11 protein-coding genes are annotated in these 15,142 nt (G+C 56.4%); 7 read left to right on the top strand and 4 right to left on the bottom strand.

Translation table 11 applies throughout. The features are described 5' to 3' along the window. Positions 1-13: 13 nt before the first annotated feature. From pbpC to ABJZ52_RS21995, 3 genes are all read left to right on the top strand, one after another. Positions 14-2,101, top strand: a complete 2,088-nt coding sequence (pbpC, locus tag ABJZ52_RS22005) for a penicillin-binding protein 1C (protein WP_348187007.1) — start codon at positions 14-16, stop codon at positions 2,099-2,101. Positions 2,102-2,822: 721 nt separating this feature from the next. Next, a complete protein-coding gene (locus ABJZ52_RS22000) occupies positions 2,823-3,935 on the top strand; it encodes a porin (RefSeq protein ID WP_348187005.1) in 1,113 nt (370 codons plus the stop codon). 485 nt (positions 3,936-4,420) lie between these two features. Beyond that, positions 4,421-5,563 (top strand): porin, encoded by a 1,143-nt coding sequence (locus ABJZ52_RS21995; protein WP_348187003.1) that lies wholly within the window; start codon positions 4,421-4,423, stop codon positions 5,561-5,563. 141 nt (positions 5,564-5,704) lie between these two features. On the opposite strand, the gene ABJZ52_RS21990 is transcribed toward ABJZ52_RS21995, so the two are convergent. Next, positions 5,705-6,631: an alpha/beta hydrolase gene (locus ABJZ52_RS21990; protein WP_348187001.1), complete on the bottom strand. Its 927-nt coding sequence runs from the start codon at positions 6,629-6,631 to the stop codon at positions 5,705-5,707. Positions 6,632-6,845: 214 nt separating this feature from the next. Here ABJZ52_RS21990 and dapA point away from each other — a divergent pair, with 214 nt between their 5' ends. Beyond that, positions 6,846-7,724: a 4-hydroxy-tetrahydrodipicolinate synthase gene (dapA, locus tag ABJZ52_RS21985; RefSeq protein WP_348187180.1), complete on the top strand. Its 879-nt coding sequence runs from the start codon at positions 6,846-6,848 to the stop codon at positions 7,722-7,724. A 63-nt stretch (positions 7,725-7,787) separates the two neighbouring features. Further along, the gene (gene smpB / locus ABJZ52_RS21980; RefSeq protein WP_348186999.1) at positions 7,788-8,267 is read left to right on the top strand and encodes an SsrA-binding protein SmpB; all 480 of its coding nucleotides are present in this window, start codon (positions 7,788-7,790) and stop codon (positions 8,265-8,267) included. Positions 8,268-8,331: 64 nt separating this feature from the next. On the opposite strand, the gene ABJZ52_RS21975 is transcribed toward smpB, so the two are convergent. From ABJZ52_RS21975 to parC, 3 genes are all read right to left on the bottom strand, one after another. Further along, complete coding sequence (locus ABJZ52_RS21975) at positions 8,332-8,760, bottom strand: thioesterase family protein (protein ID WP_348187178.1); 429 nt, start codon at positions 8,758-8,760, stop codon at positions 8,332-8,334. Positions 8,761-8,771: 11 nt separating this feature from the next. Then, positions 8,772-9,932 (bottom strand): iron-containing alcohol dehydrogenase, encoded by a 1,161-nt coding sequence (locus tag ABJZ52_RS21970; protein WP_348187176.1) that lies wholly within the window; start codon positions 9,930-9,932, stop codon positions 8,772-8,774. A gap of 123 nt (positions 9,933-10,055) precedes the next feature. Beyond that, positions 10,056-12,305, bottom strand: a complete 2,250-nt coding sequence (parC, locus tag ABJZ52_RS21965; RefSeq protein WP_348186997.1) for a DNA topoisomerase IV subunit A — start codon at positions 12,303-12,305, stop codon at positions 10,056-10,058. 353 nt (positions 12,306-12,658) lie between these two features. Here parC and ABJZ52_RS21960 point away from each other — a divergent pair, with 353 nt between their 5' ends. Together ABJZ52_RS21960 and ABJZ52_RS21955 are read left to right on the top strand one after the other, a co-directional pair. Continuing rightward, positions 12,659-14,647, top strand: a complete 1,989-nt coding sequence (locus ABJZ52_RS21960; protein ID WP_348186995.1) for an EAL domain-containing protein — start codon at positions 12,659-12,661, stop codon at positions 14,645-14,647. A gap of 114 nt (positions 14,648-14,761) precedes the next feature. Then, a complete protein-coding gene (locus ABJZ52_RS21955; RefSeq protein WP_348186993.1) occupies positions 14,762-15,109 on the top strand; it encodes a hypothetical protein in 348 nt (115 codons plus the stop codon). Positions 15,110-15,142 lie beyond the last annotated feature (33 nt).

Here is a 15,142-nt window from a genome sequence, read left to right as displayed (position 1 = left end):
AGACGTGAAGGGATTGCGTAAAGAAACCAAAAAGCGGTGGCGGTTTTCTGCCATCGGTCTGGCTGTCTTCAGCGCTGCTGTCTTGACCGGTGCGGGCAAGGTCTATCTGGACTACCGCGCCCTGCCTTCGAGCTTGAGCCCAGCCGACCTGACGATCTCAAAGACCGTTCTTGATCGCAATGGGCAGCTTTTGCGCGCCTTCACCACACCGGACGAGAAATGGCGCTTACCCGTCACCGTTCATGACGTCGATCCTCTCTATTGGAAGATGCTCAAAGCCTATGAGGATCGTCGATTTGATCAGCATCGCGGGATCGATGTCAGGGCCATGGTTCGTGCAGCTTATCAGCTGCTGTCCTCCGGCCATGTCGTCTCGGGCGCGTCGACCCTCACAATGCAGACTGCGCGCCTGCTGCGAGAACGACCGACGCGTAGCCTCTCGGCCAAATACCATCAGATCCTCGCCGCACTAAGGCTGGAATCAGATCTTTCCAAGGAGGACATCCTCGAGCTTTATGCGCTTCGCGCGCCCTTCGGTGGAAATCTGGAGGGCATACGGGCTGCGGCATTGACCTGGTTCGGCAAGGAACCACGACGTTTGACACCTGCGGAGGCGGCACTGCTCGTTGCTTTGCCGCAATCACCGGAGGCACGGAGACCGGACAGGTTTGAATCGGCAGCGCAGGCCGCGCGCGATCGTGTGCTGGACCGTGCAGTTATTGCCGGTGTGTTGTCTGAGGATGATGCTGAAGCGGCACGCGTTGAGAATGTGCAGGTCAAACGGCGCTCTATGCCTTTCCTCGCAGCACATGCCGCTAGGGCAGTTGTCGCCTCGAAAGAAGCCGAAACTATCCATCACCTGACCCTGGATGCGTCTCTTCAACAGGCACTGGAAACTCTGATTGATCAACGCATAGATGCTATGGGCCCAAAGGTCTCTGCAGCGCTCCTTGTCGCGGATCATCGGAGCGGGGAGGTATTGGCGAGCGTCGGGTCTCCGAATCTGATGGATGAAGCGCGACTGGGGCACATTGACATGACCCGTGCCATCCGCTCGCCGGGATCAACGCTCAAGCCGTTCATCTATGGACTGGCGTTCGAAGACGGCATTGCGCATCCCGAAAGCACAATTGACGACCGTCCCATCGATATTGGTGGTTACAAGCCCACCAACTTTGATTTGGCCTATCAGGGACGGGTCAGTGTCCGAGAGGCCTTGCAGCTCTCCTTGAATACCCCTGCGATCCAGCTGCTCGAAGCCGTGGGCCCAGCAAAGCTGGTGGCAAGAATCAAGAGAAGCGGGGCAGGGGTCGTCATTGGCGGCGCGGATGCTCCCGGACTTGCCATCGGCCTTGGTGGTCTAGGAATGAGTCTGTGGGACCTGACCCACCTTTTTGGCGCGCTTGGAAATGGTGGCCATTCGATTTCACTGCACCTGGAGGCATCTAGAAGCGGCCACCCAAGGTCACGCCGGATATTGGAAGACGTCGCTGCATGGCATGTTGGCGATGTGCTTACCGGGTTGCCGCAGCCCCGCGCCGCCGGCGCGAGCCAGATCGCCTACAAGACCGGCACCGCTTATGGCTATCGGGATGCCTGGGCGATTGGCTACGATGGCCGGCATGTTGTTGGCGTCTGGGTTGGACGTGCTGACGGAACGCCAATGCCGGGAATGACCGGCGCCGGATCTGCCGTTCCGCTGTTGTTCGAAGCCTTTCAAAGGCTGAAGAAGGCCCCTGATCCACTTCCTGCTGCACCACGCGGGACCCTGAAGATGGCGGCCGCCGATCTGCCTTTGCCATTGCGTGCTGCGAGAGTGCACAAACCGGCGGCCGGCGCGGCCCACTCGTTGGAAATCAGCTACCCGCCCCAGTCTGGCACGATCGATCTCGGACTGGGGGAAGGGCGGCAGGGCCTGCCACTTGTCGTCAAGCTTCAGGGTGGGACGCGGCCCTTTAGCTGGTTCGTCGACGGCCAGCCGATGTCGGCAAGAAGCTTTGCCTCCCAATTGTCGTTTGAGCCCGAAGGCCCGGGTGCGACGAGCATAACCGTCGTCGATTCAGCGGGTCTCAGCGACTCTGTCGATCTGTTCATCCGCTAGAGCGTGCTCCCTGGCGTTGCAGAGAGGGCCCCTCTATTCCCGCCTGCTTTCGGCATGTCTTGTGCGCCGATTCATCCGCAACGATACGCCCAAATGATGGGCCTATAGGGCTCAAGGGCGGGAAAAGCTCTCCCTTCGCTGCGTTGGTCGATTCGAGACTTCTTCAATTGTTGTTCGGAAACTTCCGTTTTGAAGCTGTTGGCCTTGTCTTTTCAGGCTCGAATTCGGTGTTTTCAAGAGACCTATTTCATCTCTTGAAAGTGAAGATAAACACCTTAAATCCAGACTATACTGATGAGTGTAATTTGCTCACGAAAAAAGTGATGAGTAAACGATATAGTGTAATTTTAAATAACAAAAATATCTAATTTCTCTAAAGGGAGATACTCTCTGAAGTCCAAAGGTTTTCTGATTGTGAAAGTGAAATGAACGGTGACCTCGTTCAATTTGTTCCAGTGACGCTCGATAAAATTCTTGATGTACATGAAATAAACTGGAAAAACAATGTATTGTAAAAATATCACACAAAAACTAAACAGAGCAGTGTAATTATAATCTGCCTTGCGTGATCGAGACCCGCTGTGGTTTTTTCAATTCGTGAACGGCAGGCCCTGTAAATTTGGGCATTACAAAAAGTAATGTATGGGCCGCGTGAATTACGAATTGGCGAAGCTTGCCGATAAGCGGCTTGCTGGACCAGAAGAGATCTATGAGGTCAGAAATGAACTTTAAGAGCCTTATGCTCGGCGCTGCCGCCGCAGCTGCTGCCACCACCGGCGCCCAGGCTGCCGACCTTCCGGTCGCTCCGGAGCCCGTCGACTACGTCCGCGTCTGTGACGCTTACGGTTCGCGCTTCTATTACATCCCGGGCACCGAAACTTGCCTGCGTGTAGGTGGCCGTGTTCGTGTTCAGTATGTTGCCAACAACTTCGCTGACGACGGCGCCTGGGGTGATCGCACATCCGACGATTCCACATTCTTCGCTCGTGGTTATCTGTACCTCGACAGCCGCACGAACACCGAATTCGGTCTGCTGCGCACCTTCACTGAGATCTACGGCACCAATTCCGACGGCGGCGAAAGCTTCTCTCTCGGAAAAGCCTACGTTCAGTGGGGTGGTCTCACTTTCGGTCACGCGACCTCCTTCTTTGACTACTTCACCGGTCAGTCTTTCATCGGCGTTGTTGGTCGTAACTGGTCTGACACCACCGTGAACCTCGCAGCCTACACCGCTGCATTCGGCAACGGCTTCTCCGCGACAGTGTCTCTCGAGGACAGCAACTTCCGCGAAAACGGCGATTATGCCGGTCAAAAGGTGCCCGACTTGGTCGCCAACCTGCGCGTTGATCAGGGTTGGGGCTCCGCTCAGCTTATGGGTGCTCTCCACAACGTTCGTCCCCTGGATGCATCGATCGATGGTTCTCTGGGCTGGGCAATCGGTGGCGGTGTGACCATCGACCTGCCGATGCTGTCCTCCGGTTCCAACATCGCATTCCAGGCGGTCTATGTTGATGGCGCGCTGGCCTACATCGGCGCGGATTCGGATTATTCCGACTATGCAGCTGATGGCGACACGTCCACCGGTTTCTCCATCGGCGGCGGTGTCTACCACCAGGCAACATCGACCATTGGTCTTGCGCTTGATGGCTCCTACATGGATCTCGAGCTTGGCGATGAGACCGACGTGACACGCTACGCAATCGACGGCTCCGTTCAGTGGGAGCCTGTTTCCGGTCTCGCACTGGGTGTTGATGTTGGTTACGCGAACACCGAAGTCGACGATGCTGATCAGGACGAAATCCTTGCTGGTTTCCGCGTTCAGCGCACGTTCTAATCTCAGGATCATAAAAATCCTGGCCAGTTGATCTTCTGATCTCCGGTCAGTCATGCAGCCCGGCAGATTCCACCCTGCCGGGCTGTCCCCGTTTAAAAGGGGGAATCAGATCGCGTCGCGGGCAGGGGCTATGTGATCGTTGGGAGCGCGTTGATAACTGAAAATGCGGTGATTTTCGCTTTAGGCGGGTCTTCTTTCCTAACGAAACCTTACTGCGACCGCCAAATCTGTGTCATTCACGCAACACCGGAATTTGAAACAAAGCCGTGGCGGGTCTGTTCGGCTTTTCGTTGTTGCGACTCCAATCTCGATGCGTATGGTCATTTTGCGAGCGGCTTTCGGGCCGCACTGGTTTGCACTTCCGGATATCCAACATTCGGGTCAGAGCATCTCCAGAGATTTTCGCGGGGATTAGATGACTAGCGGCAGATGCCCAGCCTCAGTGAGGCAAGTCGTCATTAACATGACTGATTTGGAGGTCAGAAATGAACTTTAAGAGCCTTATGCTCGGCGCTGCTGCTGCAGCTGCTGCCACCGGCGCCCAGGCTGCCGATCTTCCGGTTGCTCCGGAGCCAGTTGACTACGTTCGCGTTTGTGACGCTTACGGCGCTCGCTTCTACTACATCCCAGGCACCGAAACTTGCCTGCGCGTTGGCGGCCGTGTTCGTGTTCAGTACACAGCTAACAACTTCGGCGACAACGGCGACTGGGACGATCGTTCTGCGAACGACACTTCCTTCTTCGCTCGTGGTTACCTGTACCTCGACAGCCGCACCAACACCGAATTCGGTCTGCTGCGCACCTTCACTGAAATCTACGGCACGAACACGAACGGCGGCGAAAGCTTCTCTCTCGGTTCCGCTTACATCCAGTGGGGCGGTCTGACCTTCGGTCACGTTACTTCGTTCTTCGATTACTTCACCGGTCAGGCGTTCATGGGCGTCGTCGGTCGTAACTGGTCGGACAACACTTCCAACGTTCTCGCTTACACCGCTGCATTCGGCAACGGCTTCTCCGCAACCCTGTCTCTCGAAGACGGTTCGCTGCGCGAAGTTGGTTCCTACGCTGGCCACAAGATTCCTGATCTCGTCGCAAACCTGCGCGTTGACCAGGGTTGGGGTTCTGCACAGGTCATGGGTGCTCTGCACAACGTTCGCCCGGCAGTTGCAGCTAACGACGGTGCTGTTGGTTGGGCCATCGGTGGTGGTGTAATCATCGACCTGCCGATGCTCGCTTCCGGTTCCAACATTGCGTTCCAGGCTCAGTATGCTGATGGCGCTCTGGCTTACATCGGTGCTGCGACGGGTGCTACGGCCGCTTACAACGGCGTGTCTATTTATGACGCGGCTGCAAACGGCGACACCTCCACCGGTTACTCCCTGTCCGGTGGTGTTTACCACCAGGCAACGTCGACCGTTGGCCTCGCTCTTGACGGTTCTTACATGAGCATTGACCTTGGCAACTCCACAGTTGACGTGACGCGTTGGGCAATCGACGGTTCCGTTAGCTGGACACCGGTTTCCGGTCTCGCTCTCGGCGTTGACATGGGCTACGCGAACACCGACGTTGACGGTGCTGGCGACCAGGACGAGATCCTCGCTGGTTTCCGCGTACAGCGCACGTTCTAATTCGATCCTTTCCTAGGATTGAAGAGAAGCCCGGCGGCAACGCCGGGCTTTTTGCTTTTTCAGTCTGATTTCTTTTGATTATTTTTGGCGTGGGCAGCTTCCGGAAAATCTTCGGGAACAGCGGCGCTTCGAAAAGGCCGCCTAAGAGTGCCTTGCGAGAAAATGAAGAATCCGGCTCTGTGTCGGCTCATCCCACAGCAGCGGGGCATGGCCCTCGTCGGGGACCGTCAGGCACTCGGTGCCGGGGTGCATTTCGGTCATCTTCTGACAGGTTTCTTTGCTCAGAAGATCAGAATGCTCACCGCGCAAAACGAGCATGGGTATTGGCACGATTGTCTCGAACAAGGGCCAAAGGTCCGGAATCGACGCAGCTTCGTCGTTTAGGGCCAATGTCTTGCCGAGCGCTGGATCATATTCCAGCCTGAAATCACCGGGTGTTTCCGCGCCGAGTTGCTCGGCGAGATGGATCCAGTTGTCGCGCGACAGCTTGGGAAACTGCTGACCAAGAAGGCTCTTCAACCTTTCGCCGCAGACGGCCTTGCTGGGAAAGCTCATGGTTTTGCCGAGCGTCGCGGCGATCCGATGGATGGCCTTCATCTTGATATGAGGACCGATGTCGTTGAGCGCGATCGCAGCAATCCGATCGGGGCCAAATCTCTCGGCCATTGCCATGGCATGAATACCGCCGCGGGAGGTGCCGAGGATCGAGAAGCGTTTCAGATCCAGGTGATTGATGGCGGCATCAATGTCATGGCCCTCGATCGGGATTGCGTAGTTGTGCCATTCCGGGTCCCAGTCGCTTTGCCCGCGCCCCCGGTAATCAAGGGCGATGACCCTCAGTCCCTGGCGCTGAAGGAACCGGGCGATTTCGCGAAAATCCTTTGTGTTGCGGGACAGTCCCGGAAGACACAGGAGCGGCGGAAGGTCTACCGCGACTGAAGGGTCCGGCTGCCAATCGACGCCATGTAGTGTCAGCCCGTCATGGCTTTTCCAGTGGAAGGTGACCGGCTCCGCGCACATCACCCGTTCGGCAATCGGCGCAGTCGGGGTGGTGTGGTTGTTCTCCATGGCCTGTTTTCCTCCAGCATTCTTCCATTTGAACAAATGGTAGGAGAGCTCTGGCCAGATAGCCAGATCCGCAAAGCCACTGATGAAGTAAAAACGCAAGATACTCAGCGGGCTAAAGGGTTTGGGCATTGCCCCAAAACCGGCAGGCGACTATGGTGCCGATCCGTTCAGGCGCGGCCTGATGTTGACTGCCAAACCGATAGAGGAAACCGAAATGTTCAAGGGATCGATTCCAGCGCTGATTACGCCGTTCAAGGACGGGGCGCTTGATGAGAAACGGTTTCAGGACTTTGTCGATTGGCAGATAAAACAGGGCAGCAACGGCTTGGTGCCTGTGGGCACGACCGGTGAAAGCCCGACGCTCAGCCATGATGAGCACAAGCGGCTGGTCGAGCTTTGCATCGAGGCCGCTGGCGGCCGCGTTCCAGTGATGGCTGGTGCCGGATCAAACAATACTGCCGAAGCGATTGACCTTGCGAATTTTGCCGAGAAGGCGGGTGCAGACGCGCTGCTGATCGTCACGCCCTATTACAACAAGCCCAACCAGGCAGGTTTGAAGGCGCATTTCCGAGCGATTGATGAGGCGGTCGGAATTCCGATCTATATCTATAACATCCCGGGTCGCTCCGCCATCGACATGAGCCCGGAGACAATGGCCGAGCTCTTCAAGACCTGCAAAAACATTGCCGGTGTAAAAGATGCGACCGCGAACCTTGCAAAGGCAAGCCAGCAGCGCCGCCTGTGTGGTCCTGACTTTGTTCAGCTTTCCGGTGAAGATATCACCGCGCTTGGTTTCAATGCGCATGGTGGAACCGGTTGCATCTCGGTAACGGCGAATGTCGCACCGAAACTGTGTTCAGAGTTCCAGGCTGCATGCCAGGCCGGCGACTACGCAACCGCGCTCTCAATCCAGGACCGGTTGGCGCCACTGCATCAGGCGCTGTTCATAGAGCCGAATCCGACCGGTGCCAAATATGCACTGTCGCTGCTTGGCAAGCTGGACAACACTGTTCGTTTGCCGCTGGTGCCCGTGTCTGAGGAGACGCAGGTCGCGATCCGCTCCGCCCTGGTGCATGCCGGATTGATCAACTAGAGAGCCTCAAAAGGCAACCGAACCCGGCGAAAGCGCCGGGTTCCAAGTTACAAGGACAAGAAGATGGCCCCCAAACGCGGAGGTCCTCCCGGTCGGACGATCATCTCCGACAACAGGAAGGCCCGTTTCAATTTCGAGATTGAAGACACCGTTGAAGCCGGTATCGAGCTGAAGGGAACCGAGGTGAAATCCTTGCGCACGGGCAAGGCTAACATCGGCGAATCCTACGCGGCCGAGCACAACGGTGAGATCTGGATCTACAACGTCTACATTCCCGAATATCTCCAGGGAAACCGGTTCAACCATGAACCGCGTCGCCCGAGAAAGCTCTTGCTGCACAAGCGTGAGATCGGCAAGTTTGCCGGTGCCGTGCAGAAGGAAGGCAAGACCATCGTTCCGCTCAAGCTCTATTTCAACGAGCAGGGCAGAGCGAAGCTGGAGATCGCTCTGGCACGCGGTAAGAAGGTCCACGACAAGCGTGAAACCGAGAAAAAACGGGACTGGGACCGTGAGAAATCCAGGATCATGAAGAACTACGGATAACCTGTGCGTAGCCTGTGGGTAATATGTGGATTGTAACGCAGGTAGCTCACCCTTTGCTCGCTCGTTAAGCTGGTGCGCCGAGTTCTTCCAAAACCTTGCGAATATCGTCGGGGATGCGGATGGGTCGGCGGGTTTCCCGGTCAACGAGCACATGAACGAAGCGTCCTTGAGCTGCTGCTTCCGTTTCGTTTTCCTTGAACAGGGCAATCTCGTAAATCACTGACGATGAACCGATTTTCAAAGACCTGATGCCTGCGTCGATCGTCTCGGGAAATTTCAGTTCTGCGAAGTAATGGCACCCTGTCTCGACAACCAGGAAAATGTTGTTCGAACGCGCTGGATCGATCAAACCCTTCTCGACATACCAACTGTTTACAGCTGTATCGAAGAAGCTCAGATACTGCACGTTGTTGACGTGCCCGTAGATATCCACATCCATCCAGCGTGTGTCTATTTGACGAAAAACGGCAAACTCGTTTCTGGCGGTAGGTATGGGTCGGGCACTCAAAGAGCGGCCTCGTAAATCGCCAGGGCATCCGCCTCCGAAAGTGGCCGCGGATTGTTGATCAAGAGCCGCGTTTGCTTCATCGCGTCTCTTGCCATCTTCGGCAAGTCCTCAGAACGGATGCCGACTTCTCTAAGCGTTGTCTGCAGGCCTAGCCGTTCGGTCATACGCCCTAGTTCATCAGCGAAAGCCGCTGCGCGGTCCTGCTTGTCGTTCAGCATGGCAAGCTCCGGAAAGACGCGTGGTGCGAGCTCGGAGTAGACTTCTGCAGCCTTGACCGCATTGAAGCGGAGGACATGCGGCAAAATCAGAGCGTTGGACAGTCCATGGGCCACATGAAAAGTGCCGCCGATCGGGTAGGCGAGGGCGTGAACTGCTGCGACCGGGGAATTGGCAAAAGCCATTCCTGCGAGCATGGAGCCGAGCAACATCGCGCCGCGGGCGGCCTCGTTGCGTGGTTCGAACACCGCGGTTTCAATGTTCGCACCGAGAAGCTTCAGTGCCTCGACAGCAAGTGCCTTGGAAACAGGGTTGTTGTTGTCACTGGTGGAACTATAGGCCTCGATTGCGTGAACCATGGCGTCTATACCCGTTGCCGCCGAGACATGCGCGGGGAGCCCAATGGTGAGCTGGGGATCAAGAACGGCAAGGTCGGGCAGGATAACGGGCGAGACAACACCACGTTTCTCGTCGTCTTCCACCGTGATAATCGAAATTGGCGTGACCTCGGATCCGGTCCCTGCCGTTGTCGGAACGAGAATGAGTGGCAGGCGGGGTCCTTTTGCGTTGCCAACTCCCCAGGCTTCGTTCAGGTCTTCATCACTGCCGAGAAGCAGCGCCACGAGCTTGGCAACGTCCAGCGACGACCCGCCGCCAAAACCGATGATCGAAGTCGCTCCGTGATGCCGCGCGGCCTCCACGGCCTGGTCAACAAGTGCAAGCGCCGGATCGGCCGTCACCGCGGTGAAAAGCTCTAAGGAATGGCCCCCTTCGCAAAGGTCGGCAATCGTCGCCTCCAGTAGACCGGCAGCTATGATGCCCTTGTCGGTAATGATGAAAGGGCGGGAGCCCAGAAAAGGCGCGCCAGAAGTGCTGATCCGCGAGGCGGCGCCATTCTCGAACAAGATCCTGGCGCTGGTATTAAAGGCAAAACTGCCGATCATTTGCTCCCCCGACGAAATGGAATCTCTTTCCATCAGGATGACTTGGCCAGGTGGCTACGTCGAGGGAAATTCCACGCAGAAGCCTCATGGACACGCCGTGGCAGCACTCTCTGGCGCTTTTTAGAGGCTTGGCGTTCCGAATTTGTTGGATCTCGGGAAGCCAGACGGAGGCAGGCGTCCGGCCTGGCCGCGTTCACCGCACCATTCAGCCAATTCCTCCAGAGAGCGGTTGAAGCTACGTCCGGAAGCATCCATCCAGGTCAGACCATCATCGCCCTTGAAGGTGCGAATATCAGACAGGTCTCCGTCACGGTATCTTTGCAGGCGCACACCGCGGCCGCGCGTCATCTGAGTGATCTGAGATAGCGGGAAGATCAGCAGCTTGCGGTTCTGACCGATGACAGCCACCTGATCGCCACTGGCCTCGACACACAGCGTTGCCTCGGCCGGCGTGGTGAGGTTCAGAACCTGTTTTCCCTTTCGGGTGTTGGCAATCAGGTCATCTTCCATAACCACAAAGCCGCGCGCCTCGTTGCTGGCCAAGAGAAGTTTGCGTCCCGGTTTGTGAACGAAGGCGCTGATAATGTCCTGGGCTTCGTCCATTTCGACCATGAGGCGGATCGGTTCACCGTGCCCACGCCCGCCCGGTAGCCGGTCGGCGCCAAGCGTGAAGAACTTGCCGCCGGTAGAAAAGAGCAGGATCTTGTCTGTTGTCTCGGCATGGAACGACAGTTTCAACTTGTCGCCTTGTTTGAAGGACAGATTGCCAAGCTCTGCCTGATGTCCCTTCAGGGCACGGATCCAGCCTTTTTCCGAAACGATCACCGTGATCGGCTCTTTTTCAATCATCGCCTGTTGAATGTCGACGATGTCATGCTCCGGTGCATCCGCAAATCCGGTCCGGCGTTTGCCGATCTCGGTTTCGGGGCCGTAGGCCTTGGAAATCTCGCCAATTTCCTTGCTGATGCTGGTCCACTGGCGGGCATCCGATCCAAGCAGCTTGATCAGTCCGTCTTTTTCCTCGGAAAGCTTGTCGTGTTCCTTGCGGATCTCGAGTTCTTCAAGCTTGCGCAAGGACCGCAGTCGCATGTTCAAGATGGCTTCAGCCTGAACATCGGTCAGCTCAAACGTCTTGATCAATGTGCCCTTGGCATCATCTTCCTCGCGAATGATGCGGATCACTTCATCAAGGTTCAGATAGGCAACGAGGTAGCCTTCGAGAACTTCGAGCCTGTGATTGATCTGCGCAAGGCGGTGTTCTGATCGGCGTACCAGCACTTCCTTGCGGTGGTCGAGCCACTCACGCAAAACCTGCTTGACGCCCATAACCATGGGAACCTTGCCCTGGGACAGGACATTCATGTTCAGCGAGAACCGGTTTTCAAGGTCGGTCAGCTTGAACAGCGACTCCATCAAGATCGCCGGGTCGACGTTCCGCGACCTGGGCACGAGAACAACGCGGACGTCTTCCGCACTTTCATCGCGAATGTCATCGAGAAGCGGCAGCTTCTTGGCGATCAACAGCTCGGCGATTTTTTCGATCAGGCGCGACTTTTGAACCTGATATGGGATCTCCGTGACAACGATCTGCCATTGCCCACGGTCCAGCTCCTCGCGCTCCCATCGTGACCTGACGCGGAAACTGCCGCGGCCGGTCAGATAGGCCTCGCGTGTCGCCCCTTGATCGGTCACCAACAAACCGCCGGTCGGAAAGTCCGGACCCTTGATGAATTGCAGAAGCTCCTCAGCCTCGCAGTTCGGGTTCTTGATCAGGTGCTGCGACGCCTGGCACAATTCATAAGCGTTATGCGGCGGGATCGAGGTCGCCATGCCGACAGCGATGCCGGAGGAGCCGTTGGCCAGCAGGTTCGGGAAACCGGCTGGCAGAACGATGGGCTCCTTGTCCTCGCCATCGTAGGTTTCCCGGAAATCGACGGCGTCCTCGTCCAGTCCGGCAAGCAGGCGCTTGGCGGTGTCCGTCATGCGCGCTTCTGTGTAACGCATGGCGGCTGCGCCATCGCCGTCGACATTGCCGAAGTTGCCCTGACCCTCGATCAAAGGGTAGCGCTGTGCGAAATCCTGAGCCAGACGCACAAGGGCATCATAGACCGCCTGGTCGCCATGGGGATGGTACTTACCGATCACATCACCGACGACACGCGCGCATTTCTTGAAGCCGGAGCCCGGGTCAAGCTTCAGGAGCCGCATGGCGTAGAGAAGTCGGCGATGCACGGGTTTGAGCCCATCGCGCACGTCCGGAAGCGCCCGGTGCATGATGGTGGAAAGCGCATAGGCGAGGTAGCGCTCTTCCAGCGCTTCGCGAAGATCAATTCCTTCAACGCCATCCGGCGGAATCAGCTCATTACCCATGAATACTCAGGTAGCCGGTCTGGACCTTCCGTACAATCTGTTGGAGGGGATATGCGCTTGAAATTGGCAGTTTTTCACCGTTTTGCACCATTGAGCGAGGCGAGAAATATGTGCTCCAATAGATGTTAAGGGTTGAGGTGACTCTGCAAAACAGCTTTGGGTTTATTTCGTCAAAGCAGAATTAATCATCGTCACAAGACAATGTATTCTTTGACGATGCGGAAAGCTCGGATTAAGTCGTTGTAAATGCCGTTAGGTAAGAATGCGAATCGGAAGGGTTCTGGAAACAGCAGGTGAGGGCCTGCGGCAGGTGCTGATTTTGGATCGATTGATTTGGGTAGATTGGATTTCAGGTGAAGACGTTTGATTTTATCAGACTTTTCAGGCGGGCAAGGCTGAACGACGATCTTGTTCTGGCGCAGCATCGGGCGAACTCCCGTCAAATTCCGCTTCTCTATTTCTTGGTCGTGGTCAACGCTTGGGCATTGGTTACGACTTTTTTCGAGACGGCTCCCGTCTATCTGACCATCTATGTGCCTGTCGGGCTGACCATCGTGGCGGGAGTCCGAACGGTCTATTGGTGGCAATCGCGCAATCATGAGCCAAGCCCTAAGGCTGCGGCCAAAGCCCTGAGGCGCACTTTCACGCTCGGTTCGGTCCTGGCGGTCTGCTTCAGTCTTTGGGGGCTGCTGCTGTTTCCCTATGGCGACCCATTCGCCCAGAGCCATGTTGCTTTTTTCATCGGCATTACCGTCGTTGGCTGCATCTTCTGCCTGATGCATGTGCGCTCCGCCGCATTCAGCGTGACATTGATTGCCAATGGGGCGTTCATCGCAATCGTCTTGATCTCGGGAAATTCTGTATTTGCTGCCAAGTCGCTCAATGTCTTCCTGGTTTCCATGGCCATGCTTGCCATCTTGTGGATCAACTACAAGGATTTTGAGGCCCTGATCGTTTCCCGCAAGGTGCTGTTGAAACAGCAGAAAGAGCTGGTTCAACGTCAGGAGGAAACGCAGAAACTCAGCGACGAAAACCACCGACTGGCCAATCTGGACAGTCTGACAGGCCTGCCGAACCGCCGAAGTTTCTTTGCAAGGCTGGAAGAGGTTTTGCAGAACGAAGCGGGTCGGGAGGGGCCGCTCGCGGTTGGGTTGCTGGATCTTGATGGCTTCAAGTCGGTCAATGACATCTATGGTCACAGGGTTGGGGATTTGCTGCTGAAGGAAGTAGGAAGCCGGCTCGTGGCGATTTCTGATGACGATATTTTCCTGTCGCGGCTGGGGGGAGACGAGTTCGGCATCATGATCCAAAGCGACTATGACGATGAACTCTTGCTTGATCTCGGTCAGCGTGTCTGTGATGCCCTGAGTGAGCCATTTACCTTTGAGGAGACGGTGCTAGGCATTCGCGGCTCGGTCGGATTTGCCAGGCGGCCTGAAGGCGAAACGTCTGCCAACAAGCTGTACGAAATGGCCGACTACACACTCTACCAGGCCAAAAGGGCAAAGGGCGGACTGGTTCTCCTGTTTGGGGACGAACACAGGCAGGAAATCCTGCGGACGCGCGAAATTGAACGCGGCTTTTACGCGTCCAGCTTTTGCGATGAAATATCGGTCGCGTTCCAGCCAATTGTTCAGATTGAAAGCAACGAGGTTCTGGCCTTTGAAGCGCTGGCCAGATGGAAGCATCCGATTCTGGGTGAAATCGTACCTGATGTGTTCATCGGCGTGGCGGAACGGTGTGGCTTTATCGACCGGCTCACAGAGATCCTGTTGCAAAAAGCGCTAGCGGAAGCGAAGGCTTGGCCTGAGCACATTCGTCTCTGTTTCAACCTGTCGGCCAAGAATGTCGCGACGCTACAGCATGCCTCGCATCTTGTGGATCAGATCCGCAAGAGCGGTTTCGATCCAAAGAGGATCGATTTTGAGCTCACCGAAACCGCGATGATCCAGGACTTCGAGCATGTCATGCGCGTCATTGCTGCGCTCAAGGCCATCGGTGTTCGTATCGCCCTGGATGATTTCGGTACCGGCTATTCCAGTCTGAAGCACCTCCACAGCTTTCCGCTCGACAAGATCAAGATCGACCGCTCGTTCGTGAGTGACATCTGCACCGGATCGGCTGGCTATGGCATCGTCAAGTCGTTGTTGAACCTCAGCCGCGACATGGGCATTGGCTGTATTGTCGAGGGGGTGGAAACAGAAGAAGAGCTCAACGTGGTCAAGAGCCTCGGTGCATCCATGGTTCAGGGCTATTACTATTCCCGGCCAATCGCGAGCAAGGATGTGCAAGACTTCCTTGCCCAGGGCGAGGATGCGGCGGCCGTTCCCCTTCGGGCCTGATCGATATCACGCAGCGACAACACTCATGTGTTTTGAAGGTGATTGAGCCCAATCCCATCTCCTGTTTACCGGCAAGGGTCGGTGATCGAAACATCGAAAAACAGTAGCAAGTCCATGACCCGCAAGTTCATTCTTCGGTCCGCAGCATTCGCAGCAGCCATCGTCGTTCTTCCCGCAAGCGTTTTTGCACAAGGTGCCGGCTTTACCTCGCTGGCTCGCAGCCAGGGCGATCTGATCTTCTTGAAACCAGGCGCTTCAATTGATGCTCCGGTCGCCGGCGCCAGTCATCAAAAGTCCAACCCGGGTTTCATCAACATCGGTACGGATCGCTCAGGTCGCCTGCTCAAGGTCGGACAAAGCCCGATTGATGCCCCGGTTGCTGGAAGCAAGGGCCCCAAGAGCCGCGAAGGGTACCGTAAAATCTATGGCAACGGCAGCATCGAACGACCTGTCGGTCGCTAAGGCTTCCATGAAATACATCAATGCGAGAAGGGG

This window comes from Roseibium sp. (assembly GCF_039982295.1).
GTDB lineage: Bacteria > Pseudomonadota > Alphaproteobacteria > Rhizobiales > Stappiaceae > Roseibium.
The sequence above is the reverse complement of the archived record's forward strand: the minus strand, read 5'-3'. Positions and strand labels throughout refer to the sequence as shown.